Raw genomic sequence first — 18,013 nt, forward strand, 5'->3', positions numbered from 1 at the left:
ATGTCTCTCGACACCTTCGAGCGTTATCCCCTGCTGTTCGGACCGAGCCCGATCCACCCGCTGGACCGGCTCAGCGATCATCTCGGCGGCGCTCGGATCTGGGCCAAGCGCGAGGACTGCAACAGCGGTCTTGCCTTCGGCGGCAACAAGACTCGCAAACTGGAATACCTGGTGCACGACGCGCTGAGCAAAGGCGCGGACACCCTGGTCAGCATCGGCGGCGTGCAGTCCAATCACACGCGGCAGGTGGCCGCGGTCGCCGCCAAAGCCGGATTGAAGGCGGTCTTGGTCCAGGAGAGCTGGGTCGACTGGCCCGACCCGGTCAACGACAAGGTCGGCAATATCCTGCTGTCCCGCATCATGGGTGCCGACGTGCGGCTGGTCCGGGCAGGGTTCGGGATCGGCTTCAAGGACAGCTGGCACCAGGCCCTCGACGACGTCCGGGCCGCGGGCGGTACCCCGTACCCGATTCCGGCGGGCGCGTCCGACCATCCACTGGGCGGCCTCGGCTTCGCCAACTGGGCCTACGAGGTGCAGCGGCAAGAGCGCGAGCTCGGCGTATTCTTCGACACCATCGTGGTGTGCAGCGTCACCGGCAGCACCCAGGCAGGCATGATCGCGGGCTTCGCCGGTCAGGACCGTCCCCGTCGTGTCCTCGGCATCGACGCCTCGGCCAAGCTCGCCGAGACCCACGCCCAAGTGGCCAAGATCGCCCGCAGTACAGCCGAACTCATCGGCCTCGGCCGCGAACTACGCGACGACGAGATCACCGTCCTGGAGGGCTGGGCCGGTGACCGGTACGGCATCCCGGTGCCATCCACCCTGGACGCCATCCGGCTCACCGGCAGCCTCGAAGGCATGATCATCGACCCGGTCTACGAGGGCAAGTCGATGGCCGGTCTCCTCGACCTCGTGCAAAACGGTGAAATCCCCAAGGATTCCACCGTTTTGTACGCCCACCTCGGCGGCCAGCCCGCCCTCAACGCCTACAGCGGCGTCTTCTGACCGGACGGGGTCGGCGGCGCGGGCACCGGACATGCGTCCGCCGCCTCGGCCACCACCTGTGCGGCATCGGGAACCGGCGGACGGGCCCCGGCGGCATACTCGGCACCCACGAGGGGTGGCGCCGAGTCGAGCGCTTCGTTCTCCGCCGCCGTGAAAGCCCGTGCCCTGCTGAGGAATCGCCAGCCTTCCGGTGCCTCCAGGCTGAAGCCACCGCCCCGTCCGGGCACCACGTCGATGACGAGTTGCGTGTGCTTCCACGCCTGGAACTGCGAGCCGGAGATCCACACCGGCACCGCGTCGAGGTCGGCGGACGGCAGACTCGCGGGCACCTCCCCCACCGCCAGCCGCAGATCGAGGAGGCCGACCAGCACGTCGCGATCGCCGACGATGAACTCCCCCAACGGATAACACATCGGCGACGAGCCGTCGCAGCACCCGCCGGACTGGTGCATCATCAGCGCGCCGTGCACATCGCGGAGGCGGCGCAACAACGCCGCCGCCCCCACGGTCGCGACCAAACGGGGCGGGGCGGCACTCACCGTGGCGCCCGTTCCCGCGCGGCCCGCTCGCCCGGCATCAGAAGAATCCCATGGCTTTCGGCGCGTAGCTGACCAGCAGGTTCTTGGTCTGCTGGTAGTGGTCGAGCATCATCTTGTGGTTCTCCCGGCCGATACCGGACTGCTTGTACCCGCCGAACGCCGCGTGCGCCGGGTACTGGTGATAGGTGTTGGTCCACACCCGTCCGGCCTGGATCTCGCGGCCCGCCCGGTAGGCGGTGCCACCGTCCCGGGACCACACGCCGGCGCCGAGGCCGTACAGGGTGTCGTTGGCGATCGAGATGGCGTCGTCGTAGTCGGTGAACGAGGTCACCGACACCACCGGGCCGAAGATCTCCTCCTGGAAGATCCGCATCGCGTTGCGGCCGGTGAAGATCGTCGGCTGCACGTAGTAGCCGCCGTTCAGGTCGCCGCCGAGCATCGCGCGTTCGCCGCCGGTAATCAGCTGCGCGCCTTCGCCTTTGCCGATCTCGATGTAGGAGAGCACCTTCTCCAGCTGATCGTTGGACGCCTGCGCGCCGATCATCGTCTCGGTATCCAGCGGATCACCCTGGCGCACTGCCTTCGTCCGCAGCGCGGCGAGATCGAGGAAGCGATCGAAGATGTCGGCCTGGATCAGCGAGCGCGACGGGCACGTGCACACCTCGCCCTGGTTGAGCGCGAACATCGTGAAGCCTTCCAGGGCCTTGTCCAGGAAGTCGTCGTCGGCGCTCATCACATCGGAGAAGAAGATGTTCGGGCTCTTGCCGCCGAGTTCGAGGGTCACCGGGATCAGGTTCTGCGACGCGTACTGCATGATCAGCCTGCCGGTGGTCGTCTCACCGGTGAACGCGATCTTCGCGATGCGGTTGCTCGAGGCGAGCGGCTTGCCCGCTTCGAAACCGAAACCGTTCACGATATTGACCACCCCGGGCGGCAGCAGATCGCCGATGATGTTCCACAGGAACAGGATCGAGGCCGGGGTCTGCTCGGCGGGCTTGAGCACCACGGCGTTGCCCGCGGCCAGTGCGGGCGCCAGCTTCCAGGTCGCCATCAGGATCGGGAAGTTCCACGGAATGATCTGCCCGACCACGCCGAGCGGCTCATGGAAGTGGTAGGCGACGGTCTCGCTGTCGATCTCCGACAGCGAACCCTCTTGGGCGCGAATGGCTCCGGCGAAGTAGCGGAAGTGGTCGACGGCGAGCGGGATGTCGGCGGCCAGCGCCTCCCTGATCGGCTTGCCGTTGTCCCAGGTCTCGGCGATGGCGATCGCGTCGAGGTGCTCCTCGATCCGGTCCGCGATCTTGTTCAGGATCACCGCGCGTTCGGCGGGCGAGGTCTTGCCCCAGGCCGGGGCTGCGGCGTGCGCGGCGTCGAGCGCGAGCTCGATGTCCTCCGCGGTGGAACGTGCTACCTCGCAAAAGGTTTCACCGGTGATCGGGGTGGGGTTCTCGAAATACTGTCCCTTGACCGGCGCAACCCACTGGCCGCCGATCCAGTTGTCGTAGCGAGGCTGGAAGCTCACCGGCGACTCCGGCGAACCAGGACGGGCGTATACGGTCATCGAAAACTCCTAGCGTTCACGGCGATCCCCCTGTGATCCACGACACTAGAGTTCCAACGTTGCATCATCGTTGGGAACGGCCGAGCTCGCGATCCAGCATGGCGAGCTGCGCCGCGACTTGGGCATACAGCGAGGAATCGCGGTCGAGCGAGGCGAGATAGGCCGACCACGCGCCACGGTCCTCGCGACCGTCGACCGACGCGATCCACCAGCCGAGAATCGCCGGGTCCCTGGAGGTCAGCACGGCGGCGCGCATCCGCGCCCGCAGTGATTCGCGCACCCGGCCGACACCGGGCGCGCGCGAGGCGGGCAGCAGCTGGCCGCGGTAGCGCGCCACGGCCGCGCCGATGTCGCCGCGGCGCAGGCTGCGCCGCAGTTCACCCACGTCCGAATCGAGCTCGGTGAGTAGCCGGTAGGGGCGTGAGCCCAGTGCGGTGCCGCCGAGAATCCGGCGCAGGCGCGAGATCTCGGCGCGCACGGTGACCGCGTCGAGGTCCCGCTCGTCGAGCAGCACCGCGATGTGCTCGGTGCCGAGGCCCTCCGGATGTTCCATCAGTAGGAGCAGGATCTCTGAATGCCTGCGCGACAACGGAATTCGCTCGTTGCCGAACAGCAGCGCCGGGTTGGCGCCCAGCAGTTCGACCCGCGGTGTCGTGCGGATCGTGATCGGATGGGCCCGCAGTTCCGACTCCGCGACAGCCACGGTCGCCCTGATCAGCGAAAGTACTTCCGGCGCAGCGACACGGGGGCCGCCGGTGATGTCGATCGCGCCGAGGATCCGGCCGGTCGCCGGGTCATGGACCGGCCCGGCCGCGCAACTCCACGGGTGCACCATCCTGCTGTAGTGCTCGGCACCGAAGATCTGCACGCAATGATCAAGGGCCAGTGCCGTTCCCGGCGCGTTGGTGCCGACCGCGGCTTCGCTCCAGTCCGCGCCGTCGACGAAGTTCATGTCCGCGGCACGGTCTCTGGCCGCCGAATCGCCCTCCACCCACAGCAATCGGCCGTGCGCGTCGCTCAGCGCGATCAGCAGCCCGGTATCCCTGGCGTCCTCGACCAGCAAGGTCTGCACGACCGGGCGCACCGACGACATCGGATGGGTGCGCCGGTAACGCTCCAATTCGATTCCGGTCAGCGAGGTCCGGCCGATCTGGCGGTCCGGGTCGATGCCGTTGCCGCGGCTGCGCACCCAGGAAGCCTCGACCACCTGCCGCACCGACCCGGGCGCCTCACCCCGCTCGACGAACGACTCGTGCGCCGCCGACACATCCGTGCCCACCTGCTCCGCGTCCTCGTCCGGGCGCAACGCCACCCACGGATTCACCCGAATATCCGCACCGCCGGCCACGTACTCCATCCTCCTCGGCAAATCCGCCCCGATCAATGCGCCGCCGGGCCCAGCTCGACGCTACCGACCGATCGGGCAGCAGCTGTGCGTTCGGCCGAACGCGCAGTGCGATGACTTTCGCAGCGCCGCACCGTCTGTATTCGCATGCGACTCGAAAAGAAGAATGCAGTGGTGTACGGAGCGGCGGGCCATATGGGCGCGGCGGTGGCGCGGGCGTTCGCTCGGGAAGGGGCCCATGTGTTCTTGGCCGGGCGGACGCAGCAGACGCTCGACGCGGTGGCCGAGGAAATTGTCGAGCAGGGTGGGCGGGCGACCGTCACTCCGGTTGACGTGTTCGATCGAGCCGCTGTCGAGGCGCATGCCGACCGCGTAGTCGGCGAGGGTGGGACGCTCGATATCTCCTTCAATGCGGTGGGGATGGACGCGGTTCAGGACGTTGCGCTCGTCGACCTGGAGCCGGCGGATTTCCTGGCCCCGATCATGGCGTCGGCCCAATCGCATTTCATCACCACGACGGCGGCCGCGCGACGGATGACGGCGCAGGGCTCGGGCGTCATCGTGCTGCTGTCCGCCACGGCGGCCGGTGAATCCCGGCACCGGATGGGCGGATTCAATATCGCCTGCGCCGGCATCGAAGCACTGAATCGCAGCCTGGCCGGCGAGGTCGGGCCTTACGGGGTGCGCGTGGTGTGCATCCGTTCCAATTTCGCACCGGAGACGGTGCCCGAGTTGTCCGAATCCGACGAGGCGATTCAGCCCTTGGTCCGTGATACCCGATTGGGCCGGCTGCCCCGGCTGACCGAGGTCGCCGAGACCGCGGTGTATGCCGCCTCCGACGGCGCGGGCGCGATGACCGGCGCGGTGCTCAACCTCTCGTGCGGTGCGCTGGTCGACTGAGCTGCCGGTCGGCCCCGTAACTCGTGCGTCGACTCAGAGGAACGGGGCCACCTGCTCTGCCGCCTCGACCGGGTGGCCGGCCTGGATGGGGGCGCCGAGCGCGCGGAACTTCCAGACGTCGGCTTCGCGTTGGACCTTCGCGACCACCATGCCGGTGTGTTTGCCGCCGACGCGCAAGCTACCGCCGGTCAGTTCGATGTCGGTGGTGCCGTCGACCAAGCGCCAGAAGGCGTTGCGCACTCGCTCGAATGTGTGTCCGGCGTAGGAGGTTACGACGAAAACCACAGTCGAGGCCTCGGGGGACAGCCTGGTGAGGTCGACGTCGATCATTTCGTTGTCGCCGCGGCCGGCACCGGTGAGATTGTCGCCCTGGTGTCGGACCGATCCGTCTTTGGAGGACAGGTGGCCGTAAAAGGCGGCGTCGAGTAGCTCGCGACCGGAAAAGACCAATGCCGAGGCGTCGAGATCTATATCGACTTCCCGCAAACCGAATCGTCCCGGCTCACGCACCGGGTCCCAGCCCAATGCCATCTTCACATGGGACAATTCGGCGCCGCCGGGATTACGCAGCGCCAATTCCTGAACGGTGGCGAGTGCACTTACCATTTCCGGATCGGGCAGTTGCCGCACCGGCTTCGGTGTGCGCCCCACCGCGACGCCGTGCGCGGACACCAGGGCGGCGAAACCGCTGCGGTATCCGTGCCCGAGGGGACGCAGCAGCCAGGGGTCGCCCCGATCCAAGTCCACCGCGACGACGGTCGATTCCGCACCTGATCCGTCGATGACGAATTCGTACAGTCGATTGCCCGCGGCGTCATCGATCCGCAGTCCAGGCGCTGGATAATCGCCCAGGCTGTCCTGCTGATCGTCGAGCGCGACGACAACGCGAACATGCTCGATCCCCGGGGGCACCACCCGCAGATCTATCGCCAATGCGCCCGGTTGGCCGCCTTCCCCGGGCACCAGCCGCACACCTTCCCCGAGCGGCTGGTTGTAGAAGACCAGATCCGCGTCCGTCCGGACCATGCCGTTCGCGGTGAGCAGCAATGCGGACAGATCGACCGCCGCGCCGTGGCGCACCGAAACAACAATGTGCTCGGCTTCGAGCACATTTACCTGCCCCCGAGCCAGTTGCACGGTCATTCACCACACCCTACAAAAACAATCGTGGAATGCCGGGAACGGCGCGCGTCGATTATGGCGCTCGAATAAGTCCGCGTAAATACCGCAACTTTTAGCTGCCGCGCAGCGCGCGCCGGTATTGTCACGACAGCGGTGCTCCATGAACCGAAATCCACCGCTCGCGGACCTGGCCGCACCTAGGCTGGTTCCATGTCGATAACACATCAGCTGGAACGAATCTTCGCGGGGCTCAACGCATCTCTGTATCGGGTCAGCGGCGGCAAGCTCGGCGGCCGGCTGGGCAAGGCGCCGATCTTGCTGCTCACCACTGTCGGACGCAAGTCCGGCCAGCGCCGCACCTCTCCGTTGCTCTACCAGCAAGACGGCGACCGCTACCTCATCGCCGGATCCCATCGCGGCACCGCGACCCATCCCGACTGGGTGCTGAACCTACGCGCGAACCCCGAGGCGGAGGTCCAGATCAACAGCAAGACCATCCCCGTCACGGCGACCGAGCTCGCGCCCGCCGAGCGCGACGCCGCATGGCCGGGCCTCGACGCGATGTACCCCAGTTTCGCCGACTACCGCAGCAAGACCGACCGCACCATCCCGATCTTCGCGCTCGTTCCGCGTTCGAACGGCGCTACCGGGCCGCGTTAGCCCTCGACGCAACCCCCGTAGCCGGTCCCCAGTTGTGACACATAACTAGCGAACGTCACGATCATGTCATAGTGTGGAGGAAGGCCGCACCCGACCGATGGGGATTCCGCATGACCGTCGAGCACAACACCCGCGCACTCGAACACGACATCGTGACCGACTTCAGCTCGCGCCTGAGCTACGGCGGCTACCTCGACCTGAACACCTTGCTCAGCGCCCAGCACCCGGTCAGCAAGCCGGAGCACCACGATGAGCTGCTGTTCATCATCCAGCACCAGACCACCGAGCTGTGGCTCAAACTGGTGCTGCACGAAACCCGCGCCGCGCGTGCGGCGTTCGATGCCGACGACGTCGGCGTCGCCCTGAAATGCATTGCGCGCGTGAAGCACATCCAGAAGACGCTCACCGAGCAGTGGTCGGTGCTCGCGACCCTGACGCCCACCGAGTACGCCCAGTTCCGCGACGTGCTCGGCAATTCGTCGGGCTTTCAGTCGTATCAGTACCGGGCTGTCGAGTTCATTCTCGGCAACAAGAACGCCTCGATGCTGAAGGTCTTCGAAGCAGATCCGGTCGCGCACAAGGAGTTACAGACGCTGCTGTACGAACCGAGCCTCTACGACGCGTTCTGGCGGCACGCCGCGCGCAGCGGGCTCGACGTGCCGCGCTCCACGCTGGACCGGGACGTGACGAAGGCCTACGTGCTCGACCCCGAGCTGCTCCCTTTGGTGAAGTCCATTTACGAAGCCCCGGAACAGCATTGGTCGATCTACGAGACCTTCGAAGAGTTGGTCGACCTCGAAGAGAACTTTCAACTGTGGCGGTTCCGGCACATGCGCACGGTGCTGCGCACCATCGGCATGAAGCGCGGCACGGGCGGATCCAGTGGGGTCGGCTTCCTGCAACGCGCGCTCGACCTCACCTTCTTCCCCGAACTGTTCGCTGTACGCACAGAGATCGGACGCTGACCGCATGACCTCGCCCGCACACAACTTCGCCATGCGCGCGAAAGCTCTCGACGACGCCGATCCGCTGCGCGACTACCCGAGCCGATTCCTCGGCAGCGACAACCCGGAGATCATCGCCTACCTCGACGGCAACTCACTCGGCCGTCCGCTCCGGGCGACCGCAGACCGCCTCAGTTCCTTCGTCACCGACGCGTGGGGCGGACGCCTCATCCGCGGCTGGGACGAGCAATGGTTCGACCTGCCGCTCACCATCGGTGACCGGATCGGTGCTGCGGTGCTCGGCGCCGCCGCGGGTCAGACCACGATCGGCGACTCGACCACGGTGCTGCTGTACAAGATCGCCCGCGGCGCACTCGCGCGCCGGGGCGAGCGCACCGAGATCGTGCTCGACCGCGACAACTTCCCCACCGACCGCTACCTGCTCGAGGCGATCGCCACCGAGCTCGGCCTGACGCTGCGCTGGATCGAACCGGAGTTCACCGGCGGCGTCACCGCCCAGCAGGTGGCCGACGCCGTCTCCGACCGCACCGCGCTCGTCGTGCTGAGCCACGTCGCCTACCGGTCCGGCTATCTGCTCGACGCGCCCGCCATCAGCACCGTCGTGCACGACGCCGGCGCCGTGCTGCTGCTGGACCTGTGCCATTCGGCAGGCGCGGTCGAGCTCGAACTCGATTCCTGGGCCGTCGATTACGCGGTCGGCTGCACCTACAAGTATCTGAACGGCGGCCCCGGCGCGCCCGCCTTCGGGTACGTCAACGGCGCGCACCTCGACGATTTCACGCAGCCGATCTGGGGCTGGATGGGTCGCGAGAGTCCGTTCGAGATGGCGCAGGGTTACGTTCCCGCGCAAGGCATCCGGCGGGTCATCAGCGGGACTCCCGCGATCGTCGGCATGCTGCCGATCCAGGACACCCTCGACCTGATCGAGGAGGTGGGCATGGCGGCCGTGCGGGCGAAGTCGGTCGCCCTCACCGAATTCGCGCTCGAACTGGTGCGGGCCTGGCTGATTCCGCTGGGCGTTGCGGTATCGTCGCCCACCGACCCCGCCCGTCGTGGTGGCCACGTGACGATCGACCACCCGGACTTCAAGGAGCTCACCGCGCGACTCTGGCAACGCGGCGTCATCCCCGATTTCCGTCCGCCGCAAGGCATCCGGATCGGCCTGAGCCCGCTCAGCACCACCTACACCGAGGTTCTCGCCGGGATCTCGGCGATCCGCGATGAACTCACCACGCGCTGACCTCGCGGGCGCGGTCCTCGACGACATCGATTCGAGGCCGGGCAGCGCGACCTCGCTTGCCCGGACCGTGCTCGGCGCCTACGTCCGCGACCTGGGCGGCTGGCTCGCCATCGCCGACTTCAGCGCGCTGCTGGCCGGACTCGGCGTGCCCGAGCAGAGTACCCGGACCGCCGTCACCCGGCTGAAGAGCAAGGGCGTGCTCGACGCCGAGTCGCGCGACGGCCGCAGCGGATACCGCATCACCGCCGCGGCCGAGGCGATGTACTCGCGCGGCGATCCGCGCATCTTCGGCTTCCGGCAGATGGCCGACGGCGACGCCTGGCACCTGATCTCGTTCGGCATCCCGGAATCCCAGCGCGCCGCGCGGCATCAGCTGCGCCGCAGGTTGTCCTCGATCGGCTGCGGCACCGTGTCGGCCGGCCTGTGGATCTGCCCGGAATACCTGGCGGCCGAGGCGGCCACGATCGTCACGGCCTTGGCGCTCGACGACTACGTGACCTCGTTTCGCGCCACCGACCTGACGGTCCCCGGCACGCTGCGCGCCGCGGCCGCGCAATGGTGGGATCTGCCCACCCTCGCCGAGCGGCACCGCGCGTTCCTCGCCCACCACGGCGATATTCTCACTCTCGACAATCTGACCGACCGACAAGCCTTCGAATACTTCGTCCCGCTGCTCGACGAATGGCGCATCATCCCCTACCTCGATCCCGGCCTCCCGGCGCCGATGTTGCCCCCCGACTGGCCCGGACCGGCCAGTGTGCGGCTGTTCGCCGAGGCGCAACAGCGCTGCCTGGCACCGAGCCGACGCTGGGTACGGTCCAGCATCGAGGCCGGAAGTAAACCCGGAATATTGATCCATTGATTTCCGAATTCACTTGGCACCCAATGCCGTAAAGTGTGGCTCCGCGCCGGGCAAATCGGGCTGAGCACGCGCGCGAACAGGTGTTATTCCATTCGGTGGTGGACCGCAGTGCGGCGTTATACCATCAGGCCCCTTTGTCACTTCGTATGGCGGGACCAGAGCTTGACCAGTGGTATTCAGCGGACCCCCTCGTCCGCTCGTCGTGAACGTTCCCGCCGGAGCTCCTCGACACACTCCCCCACCCTCGCCGCACTGCTCGCCTCGGCCGTGGAACGCAATCCCGACGGTGTCGCGGCCGTGTGCGGCGACAGGTCGATCACCTACCGTCAACTCGACGCCCGCTCCTCGCGGCTGGCGCGGACGCTGCTCGTGATGGGCGTCGGGCCGGAGACCATGGTGGCGGTGGCGCTGCCCCGATCGATCGACTCGGTCCTCGCGGTGTGGGCGGTCGCGAAGACCGGCGCCGCGTTCGTGCCGATCGATCCAGGCCTGCCGGGTAAGCGCATCCAGTTCCAAGTGGGCGACTGCGGCGCCGACATCGGGCTGACGAACTGCGAGAACGCGCCCGCACTGCCCGCAGGCGTGCGCTGGCTCGCGATCGATGACCCGGAGCTGGTCACCCGGACCGCCGCGGCATCGGCGAATCCTATTTCATACCTCGATCGTCCTACGCTGCTTCGGGTTTCGAACGTGGCGTACCTGATCTATACCTCCGGCTCGACCGGCAGGCCGAAGGGCGTCGCGGTCACCCACGCCGGTCTCGCCGCGTTCTGCGCCGAGCAGATCGCCAGGTACACGCTCACGTCGGCCGCGCGCACCCTGCATTTCGCGTCACCGAGCTTCGACGCCTCGGTGCTCGAGCTGCTGCTCGCCATCGGCTCCGCCGCCACCATGGTGATCGCGCCGCCGACGGTCTACGGCGGCGCCGAACTGGCGAGCCTGATCGCGCGCCACGAGATCAGCCACGCCTTTCTGACTCCGTCCGCGCTGGCCTCGCTCGAACCGACCGGACTGGACACGCTGCGGGTGGTGATCGTCGGCGGCGAAACCTGCCCCGCACCCTTGGTTCACCGCTGGTCGGCTCCCGGACGCCGATTCTTCAACGGTTACGGTCCAACCGAAACCACCATCATGGTGTCGATCAGCGCGGCGTTGGCCCCGGACCTGCCGGTCACCATCGGCTCGGGACTGCCGGGGATCAGCTGCCGGGTGCTCGACAAACGACTACGCCCGGTCGGCGTCGGTACCGCGGGCGAACTGTACGTCTCCGGGCCCGCCCTGGCCCGCGGGTACCACGATCGATCCGGCCTGACGGCACAGCGTTTCGTGGCCGACCCGCACGGCCTGCCCGGCACCCGGATGTACCGCACCGGCGACATCGTCCGCCGCGGCACCGGCGGTGACCTCGAATATCTGGGCCGCAGCGACGATCAGGTCAAGGTGCGCGGCTTCCGCATCGAGCTCGGCGAGATCGAATCGGTGCTGGCGAGCAGGCCCGGGGTGCGCGCGGCGGTGACCGTCGATCGCAAGACCGCGGCGGGCGAGACGGCGCTGGCCGCCTACGTGCAAGCCGAACCCGGCCATGCGCTCGATGACGCCGAGCTGGCGAGCGCGTTGGCTCGGCAGTTACCGCATTACATGCTGCCCGCCACGATCACCGTGATCGATCGAATTCCCTTGACCCCCACCGGAAAGGCCGACCGGGCGGCATTGCGCGCCCGCGCTGTCGATCAGCTCGCGTGCCGCGCACTGTCGGGCCCCGGTGAGGAACTGGTCGCCGAGGTGTTCGCTCAGGTACTGGGTCACGATCAGCTGGGCGCGGACTCCGATTTCTTTGCCTCGGGCGGCAATTCGCTGCTCGCCACCCAGGTCGCCGCACGGTTGAGCGAGATGTGGCAGGCACGGATCCCGACCCGATTGCTGTTCGACCATCCGACCGTGGCGGCGCTGGCGAAAGCCATTCAGGCGCAGCGGTTCGACGAGAGCCGACCCGCGCTGCTGGCCCGGCCACGACCCGAACGAGTGCCACTTTCCCCGTCGCAGTTGCGGTTCTGGCTGCGTAACCGGTTCGACCCCGAATCGGCCGTGGACAACATCGGCTTCGCCTTCAGCATGTCCGGCGACCTCGATGTCGACGCCTTGCGCGCCGCGTTCATCGATACCGTTGCCCGCCACGAGATCCTGCGCACGCGGTATCCGGCCGACAGCACCGGGCCCCGCCAGCACGCGCTCGAAGCGGGAAGTGGTGTCGCCGATTTCGCCGTCGAGGAGCTGGCGACGGCGACGCCCGACGAGCTGGCCGAACGGGTGCACGCCATTCTGTGGCGCGGCTTCGACGTGTCGATCGAAGTGCCGCTGCGGGTTCGGCTGCTCCGGACCGCCGACGAACACGTGCTGGTGTGCGCGGTGCACCATATCTGCGCCGACGGCTCCTCGCTGGCCCCGCTGGCTCGCGATATCGCCACCGCCTACACCGCGCGCGCCGCGGGCACCGCTCCGGCATGGCGCCCGCTCGATATCCAATACGCCGACTACGCACTGTGGCAGCAGGAGCTGCTCGGCTCCCGCGACGACCCGGATTCGCTGCTGTCCCGGCAGCTTTCCTACTGGACGACCGAACTGGCCGGGCTGCCGGACGAACTCGATCTGCCGAGCGACCGGCCACGCCCGAGCACCGCGTCGTTGCGCGGCGCGGCCACCCAGCGGCCGGTGCCCGCCACCCTGCACAGTGCGTTGCTCGCCGTGGCCCGCGAGCACAAGGCGACCCTGTTCATGGTGATGCGGACGGCCTTGGCCGTGCTGCTGTCCCGGCTGTCCGGCAGCACCGATATCGCCATCGGGGTGCCGATGACCAACCGGGCCGAGGCCGCCCTGGACGATCTCGTCGGCATGTTCGTCAATACGACGGTGTCGCGCACCAGGATCGATCCCGGCGAGAGCTTCGCCGCGCTGCTCGACCGGACCAGGGATCGGGATCTGGCGAACTTCGCCCATTCCGAGGTGCCGTTCGAGCACGTCGTCGACGCGGTCAACCCGGTGCGGTCACCGGGGCGGCATCCGCTGTATCAGGTCGGTTTCGCGTTCCAGAACTTCGGCAAGGCCAGCCTCGAACTGCCCGGTTTGACGTTCGCCGGGCTCGATGTCGACACGCGGACGGCGAAGACCGATCTGCATATCGCGGTGGTCGACGATCATGGTGCCGACCGCACGCCGGGGCAGATCATCATCCGGTTCGGTTATGCCACTGATCTTTTCGACGAACCGACGGTACTGCGGTTCCTCGACGCCTATATCCGTGTGCTGCATCAAGTGGCCGCCGATCCGGTCGCCGCGGTCGGTGACATCCATATGGTGCATCCGGACGAGCGGCGGCGGATCGAATCATGGTCGGCCGGTGACGCTCACGCCGTCGCGCCAGAAACCCTCGGCGCGGCATTGCAACGCACAGCCGCGGCCACGCCGGACGCCATCGCCGTGGTGTGCGGATCGGCGATGCTGACCTACGGACAATTGCAGGCCCGCGCCAACAGGTTGGCGCGGTGGCTGATCGGGCAAGGTGTCGGGCCGGAAGCCGTTGTCGCGGTGGCCATGCGGCGTTCCCTTGATCAGGTTGTTGCACTGTGCGCGATCGCCGAAGCGGGCGGCGCCTGGGTGCCGATCGATCCGGATCACCCCGCCGAACGGATCGGCTATGTGCTGGATTCTGCTGCGCCGCACTGCGTGTTGACGACCAGTGCGGACGCGTTCACGGTTACGGCGGCGCACGCCGTCGACACCTTGGATCTGACCGACTTGGACTCAGCGCCCGTTCGTGATGACGAACGCCGGATGCCGTTGCGTGGTGACCATCCCGCGTATGTCATCTACACCTCCGGCTCGACCGGGCGTCCAAAAGGTGTGGTGGTCAGCCACGAGGCGATCGTCAATCAGCTCGACTGGATGCAGCATCAGTACGGGGTAGACGCCGCCGACACCTATTTGCAGAAGACACCGGCGACGTTCGATGTGTCGCTGTGGGGGTACTTCCTGCCGCTGCGGGCCGGTGCGCGAATGGTGCTGGCCGGCCCCGACGATCATCGGGATCCGGCGGCGCTGTGCGGGCTGATCGCCGCGCACCGGGTCACCCTCACGGATTTCGTGCCGACCATGCTGACGGCGTTCGCCGGACATGCCACCGTCGGCGAAGTGTCTTCGCTGCGTGCGGTTTTCGTTATCGGCGAGGCCTTGGCGCCGGAGACCGCGCTAGCGTTCGCGGCGATCAGCAGCGCCGAGGTGCACAACCTGTACGGGCCGACCGAGGCGGCGGTGAGCATCACCCAGCATCACGTCGATGCGGCCGAGCCTGCGGCCACGGTGCCGATCGGTGTGCCGGAGTGGAACTCGCGGGTGTTCGTTCTCGATACGCGACTGCGGCCGGTACCGGTGGGCGCGGTGGGCGAATTGTATTTAGCCGGGGTCCAGCTGGCCCGTGGATACAAAGGTGCGCCTGGACTCACTGCCGGACGCTTCGTCGCGAACCCGGCCGAGCGGGGTGCACGGATGTACCGGACCGGGGATCTGGTGCGCTGGAACTCGCACGGCACCCTGGACTACCTGGGGCGCAGCGACTTCCAGGTGAAGGTCCGCGGGCATCGCATCGAACTCGGCGATATCGAGACCGCGTTGCTCGCCGACCCTGGCGTCGGGCAGGCGGCGGTCGCGGTGAAACCGTCCGACGGTGGCGACCGGCTGGTCGGCTACGTCGTCGCGGCAGGCGACTCGGATGTCGACCCGAATGCGTTGCGGCAGTCGCTCTCTCGCATGCTTCCTACCTACATGGTGCCGTCGGCGGTGCTGCTGCTCGATGCGCTGCCGATCAATACCAGCGGCAAACTCGACCGAGCGGCACTCCCCCAGCCGGTTTTCGCGGCACGCGACGGCGTCGCCCCGTCGACGCCGCTGGAGATCGCGATCGCCGAGGTATTCGCCGAGGTGCTCGCCGTCGCCCCGATCGGGGTGACCGACGACTTCTTCGAGCTCGGCGGTTCCTCGCTGATGGCTTTCACCCTGCATCAACGGCTTTCGGCCCGGCTGGCGCGCGACGTGCCGATGTCGGCACTGCTCACCACCCCCACGGTGGGTGGCCTCGCCGCGCACCTCACCGGGACGGCCGCGCAGACGCGGGTGCCGACCCCGACAGAGGACGCCGTACTCGACGACGACATCACCGTCCACCACGGTCTCGCCCCGCACACCGGGACACCGCACGTGGTGTTGCTGACCGGCGCGACCGGCTTCCTGGGAGCGCATCTGCTCCGAGATCTGTTGGAGCACACCGACGCACAGGTGTGGTGTCTGGTTCGTGCCGACACCGCGGACCAGGGCGCCGATCGAATCCGGCAGGTACTACAGCGCTACCGGCTGTGGGACGAGGCCGCCGAGCATCGAATCGTCGCGGTGCCCGGTGATCTCGCCGCGCCACGATTAGGGCTCTCCGACACCGAATACGACCGTCTCGCCGAGACCGTCGACGTGATCCTGCACAACGGCGCCCGCGTCAACCACATTGATCCGTACGCACGACTGCGCGCGGCCAATGTCGAGGGCACCCGCGACGTGCTCCGCCTGGCGACGACACACCGGCTCAAACCGGTACATTTCGTCTCCACGCTGGGCACCACCGTCGCCAAAACCGCGACACCCCGCCTCATCGTGGAAACCACCCGACTGCGAGCGGACCGGCTCGCCGAGAACGGCTATGTCCTGTCCAAGTGGGCCGCAGAGGAACTGGTGTGGCAGGCGGGCGACCGCGGGGTACCGATCGGCATCTACCGCCCCGGAACCATCTGCGGCGACCCGCAAGCCGGCCTGAACAGTGCCGATGATTCGTTCTGGAACATGATCCGCGCCGCCGCGATCCTCGGGCAGGCACCGGATGTCAGTGACGCGGCCGTCTCGCTGAGCCCGGCGACCTACGTGTCCCGCGCCATCGTGGAACTCGCCACCCATCCTCGCGCAGAGACGGTGTACCACTTGGTCAACAAGACCCCGGTGGCCGTGAAAACCATCTTCGCCCGGCTACGCCGCCACGGACTACCGGTGACCACCGCCCCATTGGACACGGTGCGGGCCGCCCTCACCGCCGAATCCCGTCGGCGCAACGCCGCCGGTGACGATTCACTCGTCCGCGCCGAGCTGCTGAGCACGAACTACCTCGGCCTCGCCCGCCTCGATTGGAGCGACGCCCACACCCGCGCCGCCCTCGCCGACACCGGCATCACCTGCCCACCGATTACCGAGGCCGCCCTCGACGCCTACATCAAGGAGTTCATCGCCTCCGGCTTCCTGCCGGCCGGCGCGGCACAGGGTTTGCCCGCACCTGACCCGATTCTCGGTGCCACTCAGCAGGTGGTGGGGCCGGGGTCGGCGCCCGCGAGGACTGCGGTGAGCCAGAGCAGTGATGGTTCGTAGCCGATGAGTTCGGCCGAGATGTGTTCGGAGGCAGGGACTCTGAAGAAGCGGAGGTTGGCGCCGGCTGCGCAGTAGCGTTGCACGACGGGTTCGATGGCGGCGATGGGGATGATCGGGTCGGTGGTGGAGTGCCACATGGCGATCGGGACGTCGGGGGCGTCGCCGTAGCCGAGACTGTCTCGGTGCAGGACGTTTTGGATGTCGGGGTCCAGGAAAGCGTTCGGGTCTTTGAGGTAGTTCTTCAGCGGGCGCCATGCGCCGGTGGCGGCCGCGGTGTAGAGGCAGCGGTGTTCGATGTCGTGGACCACGGTCATGCCGTCGGCGGTGAGGAACTTGTCGAGCGGCAGCAGGTCGGGGAATTCCCTGGACAGTGCGATCAGCCAGATCCAGCCGACGAAATCGGCCTGCCCGGCGATACCGGGGCCCGCGTCCATGGCGAACAGGGTCATGGCGTGCTTGTCGCCGGGCACGCCGCCCTGGGCGCTGCCCTTGATCGGCAGTTCAGGGGCGTAGCCGCGGTGCAGTTCGGCCGCCCAGCCGGTGGCGCTGCCGCCGCCGGAGTATCCCCACAGTCCGATCGGCGAGTCGGCCAAGCCCAGGCCCGCGCGCCGGGTCGCACGGACACCGTCGAGCACCATGTGGCCTTCGCTCGGCGCGAGGGCGGTGCTGGTCTTGCCGTTGAAGTCGGGGATCGTCACCGCCATGCCTTCACCGAGGAATTGCAGCAACAGCTGGGTTTCCTTCATGGTTCCCGCGCGCACGGTGTGCGAAGGGTTGCACGCCGGGTCCAGGCCGTCGATCGCCTCCTGATAGGAGATCACCGGGCGCGGGCTGGGGCCGAGCCACGGGATCCCCGGGATCATCACGGTGGTGGCGGTGACGATCGGGCGGTCGCGGCTGTCGGTGCTGCGGTAGAGGATCTGTTCGGTGTGCACCGGCGGCCACGGCACACCGAGCAGATAGCTGGTGACCACGCGCTTGCGGATCACGTCACCGTTGGCGTAGCGGTCGAGGTCGTCCGGGTCGTCGTACCAATGATCGTCCGCGGGCATCGGGACGGGAATGAACCGGTAGATGTCGGTTTCGCTCGGCAGTGGCGGCAGCTGGTTCTCGTCGGGACGAACCGGCCAGGTGGCTTGCGGTCCGGTGTTCGGCGAATCCGCCTCTGCGGTCGCCGTCGCGGCAACGGCGAGGGAAACAGTGAGCGCGAAACCTACTGCGAATATGGCACAACGAACTTGGATCACAATCGGGGTACCTCTCGGGCGAAGCTGACATCGAAGCCAGAGGCCGCTGCACACAGCGGCCGCCAACCGGGACACCATCGAGCGCCCGACGGACCGAACGAGGTCTCAGTTCACACG

At 67.7% G+C, this 18,013-nt stretch carries 12 protein-coding genes; 7 read left to right on the plus strand and 5 right to left on the minus strand.

All coding sequences use genetic code 11. The features are described from left to right. Positions 1-1,005 (plus strand): 1-aminocyclopropane-1-carboxylate deaminase, encoded by a 1,005-nt coding sequence (locus IBX18_RS30195; protein ID WP_194836883.1) that lies wholly within the window; start codon positions 1-3, stop codon positions 1,003-1,005. Here IBX18_RS30195 and IBX18_RS30200 read toward each other — a convergent pair. The 3 genes from IBX18_RS30200 to IBX18_RS30210 form a co-directional block, all read right to left on the minus strand. Then, positions 987-1,544, minus strand: coding sequence for a DUF779 domain-containing protein (locus IBX18_RS30200; protein ID WP_194836884.1), 558 nt, complete (start codon positions 1,542-1,544; stop codon positions 987-989). The genes IBX18_RS30195 and IBX18_RS30200 overlap by 19 nt on opposite strands. Before the next feature lie 37 nt (positions 1,545-1,581). Next, positions 1,582-3,105, minus strand: coding sequence for an aldehyde dehydrogenase (adh, locus tag IBX18_RS30205; RefSeq protein ID WP_194836885.1), 1,524 nt, complete (start codon positions 3,103-3,105; stop codon positions 1,582-1,584). 64 nt (positions 3,106-3,169) lie between these two features. Further along, the gene (locus tag IBX18_RS30210) at positions 3,170-4,453 is read right to left on the minus strand and encodes a transcriptional regulator (protein ID WP_306796478.1); all 1,284 of its coding nucleotides are present in this window, start codon (positions 4,451-4,453) and stop codon (positions 3,170-3,172) included. A 168-nt stretch (positions 4,454-4,621) separates the two neighbouring features. Between IBX18_RS30210 and IBX18_RS30215 the strand changes: the two genes are divergently transcribed. Further along, positions 4,622-5,350: an SDR family oxidoreductase gene (locus IBX18_RS30215; protein WP_306796479.1), complete on the plus strand. Its 729-nt coding sequence runs from the start codon at positions 4,622-4,624 to the stop codon at positions 5,348-5,350. 33 nt (positions 5,351-5,383) lie between these two features. Here IBX18_RS30215 and IBX18_RS30220 read toward each other — a convergent pair whose 3' ends face one another. Beyond that, positions 5,384-6,493 carry a TerD family protein gene (locus IBX18_RS30220; protein ID WP_194836888.1) on the minus strand — a complete coding sequence of 370 codons (1,110 nt, stop codon included), beginning with the start codon at positions 6,491-6,493 and terminating at the stop codon, positions 5,384-5,386. Positions 6,494-6,682: 189 nt separating this feature from the next. On the opposite strand from IBX18_RS30220, the gene IBX18_RS30225 reads away from it, so the two are divergent. From IBX18_RS30225 to IBX18_RS30245, 5 genes are all read left to right on the plus strand, one after another. Further along, positions 6,683-7,132: a nitroreductase family deazaflavin-dependent oxidoreductase gene (locus IBX18_RS30225; RefSeq protein WP_194836889.1), complete on the plus strand. Its 450-nt coding sequence runs from the start codon at positions 6,683-6,685 to the stop codon at positions 7,130-7,132. 110 nt (positions 7,133-7,242) lie between these two features. Further along, entirely contained in the window at positions 7,243-8,097 is an 855-nt protein-coding gene (locus IBX18_RS30230) for a tryptophan 2,3-dioxygenase (RefSeq protein WP_194836890.1), read from the plus strand. Positions 8,098-8,101: 4 nt separating this feature from the next. After that, positions 8,102-9,337, plus strand: a complete 1,236-nt coding sequence (locus IBX18_RS30235) for an aminotransferase class V-fold PLP-dependent enzyme (RefSeq protein WP_194836891.1) — start codon at positions 8,102-8,104, stop codon at positions 9,335-9,337. After that, a complete protein-coding gene (locus IBX18_RS30240) occupies positions 9,318-10,199 on the plus strand; it encodes a PaaX family transcriptional regulator C-terminal domain-containing protein (protein WP_194836892.1) in 882 nt (293 codons plus the stop codon). The genes IBX18_RS30235 and IBX18_RS30240 overlap by 20 nt, the downstream gene beginning before the upstream one ends. A 162-nt stretch (positions 10,200-10,361) precedes the next feature. Next, positions 10,362-16,649 (plus strand): non-ribosomal peptide synthetase, encoded by a 6,288-nt coding sequence (locus tag IBX18_RS30245; protein WP_194836893.1) that lies wholly within the window; start codon positions 10,362-10,364, stop codon positions 16,647-16,649. On the opposite strand, the gene IBX18_RS30250 is transcribed toward IBX18_RS30245, so the two are convergent. After that, entirely contained in the window at positions 16,580-17,896 is a 1,317-nt protein-coding gene (locus IBX18_RS30250; protein WP_306796480.1) for a lipase family protein, read from the minus strand. The genes IBX18_RS30245 and IBX18_RS30250 overlap by 70 nt on opposite strands. Positions 17,897-18,013 lie beyond the last annotated feature (117 nt).

Origin of the sequence: Nocardia sp. XZ_19_369, from assembly GCF_015355715.1 — a bacterium.
GTDB lineage: Bacteria > Actinomycetota > Actinomycetes > Mycobacteriales > Mycobacteriaceae > Nocardia.